The organism is Ilumatobacter sp., from assembly GCF_049588435.1.
Classification (GTDB): domain Bacteria; phylum Actinomycetota; class Acidimicrobiia; order Acidimicrobiales; family Ilumatobacteraceae; genus Ilumatobacter_A.
Window position 1 is genome coordinate 1 of record NZ_JBAVYV010000369.1, and the last position, 1,707, is coordinate 1,707.

Annotated in this window: 1 protein-coding gene; it reads right to left on the minus strand. The window is 67.8% G+C overall.

Annotated features, from left to right (window positions below):
* Positions 1–256 precede the first annotated feature (256 nt).
* Positions 257–1,618, minus strand: a complete 1,362-nt coding sequence (locus WBV89_RS14220) for an HNH endonuclease (protein WP_423982013.1) — start codon at positions 1,616–1,618, stop codon at positions 257–259.
* Between the last annotated feature and the right edge of the window lie 89 nt (positions 1,619–1,707).

The window sequence follows — 1,707 nt, forward strand, 5'->3', positions numbered from 1 at the left end:
CGCTGTACCACGAGCGCGGTTCGGCCCCATGGCCGCACTGCGGTCGCCACCTGAGCTGAGCTCCCACGGGCGGAGCTCTCACGGGCGGACCGCCCACGGGTGAGAGGCCCACGGGTGAGAGGTCCACGGGTTCGAGGTCCATGGGTTCGAGCAGGCAGACGAACGCGGTCGCCGAGTTCGAAGCTGCGACCCGCCCCCGGCTGTTCCTTTTCTCCGGACATCATGGACATGCGCGACCCATCCCCCGGTCGCCGGCTCATGCCGAGCTGGCCACGGGGAATCGATCGATGGTCGGTCCGGTGTGGTAGACGACTCCGTCGGGTCGGGTCCACGTCGCGATGCGCTCGGCATCGAGCGTGAGCACCCACCCGCCTTCGTGCACCAGGTGATGGTGCCGCTCGCAGACCGGGAGCAGGTTGGCGAGATCGGTCGGGCCGTTGTCCCGACCCCACCAGCGCACGTGGTGAATGCGGCAGGAATCGAAGCCGACCTCACATCCCGGGTAGGCACATCCACGGTGCATCGAACGCAGCGCCCGCCGCTGTGCCTCGGTGGCTGTTCGGACGGAGCGCCCTTGATCGAGGACCTCACCGGAGGTGCCGAGCACGGTCGGGATGATCTCCGCCTCGCAGCAGAGCCGACGGACGGTCGAGATCGGGAGTGGGATTCCGTTCTCCGTCTCACAGATCCCGTCGGCGGCGACGCCCGCCAGCCAGTCGAGACTGACCAGCAGCGTGATCTGCGGAACACGATCGACCCGGCGACCCGGCCTCCCCGCCCCGCCCGAACCGCACCCACAGCCGACACTCGAACTCGAGCCGGTGCCGAATCGAGAGCCAGCGCCCGAGCCGGCATCGGCATCGGAGGTCGATGCAGTGTTCGCGGGCGGAGGGGTGCGAATTCCGGCGACGGCGTTGATGAAGGCATCGACCTGCAACTGCTGCCACGGGGTGCCGCTGTTGCCGTCGGCTGCCCGGAGTCGAGCAAGCTCGGCGTTGAAGCTCGCGCTGAGCTGCGCATCGCGCAGCGGATCGAGCTCGAGCAGCGTGTGGTGCATGCCGGTGATCCGGTCGACCCAGCGCCTGACCTTGGAGGCCGCGCGTTGCGCGTCGAGCTCATCGGCGTCGGAATCCTTCCGTGACGCGGCAAGCAGGTGCTTGGCGAGCTCGCGGCACTCCCGTCCGAACGCTTCGACGCTGACCTGCGACGCCCGGCCGATCAACTCGTCGCTGTGGCCGAGGAACTCGGTCCGAACATCGTCGGGCAGCCAGCGGGCGGCGGCGTTGATCGCATCGAGGTGGGCGGCGGCCACGTCGCCATCGGCGAGCGCATCGCCGAGCATCGGCACCGCGTCCGACAGGTCGGTTCGCTCACCGACCGACTTCGCCTCTCGGCCCGAACGGCGACCCGCCTTCGCAACGAGCGATTCAGCGTTCTCGGCCTGACCGGCCGCGTTGAGCTCACGCACCCGACGGGTCGTCGCGATCTCGACCGTGTCGAGCCACGAACGCAATCGGCGGACATCGCCCAGCAATCGTTCGGCATCGTCACGAGACAGCGTCTCCGTTTCGACCGCACGCACCGCTGCGAAGGCGGCATCCGTGCTGTTGACACTCATTCGATTGTCTCCGATCTCGAGGTGAACTGAGAATCGGGAGGAGTCGGTACGAACAAGTGTACCCTTTTTCGAGCACATGTCAACCATCC

Excerpts from the sequence above, each read along its gene's own strand:
- WBV89_RS14220 (WP_423982013.1), bottom strand. The coding sequence starts at position 1,618 with ATGAGTGTCAACAGCACGGATGCCGCCTTCGCAGCGGTGCGTGCGGTC.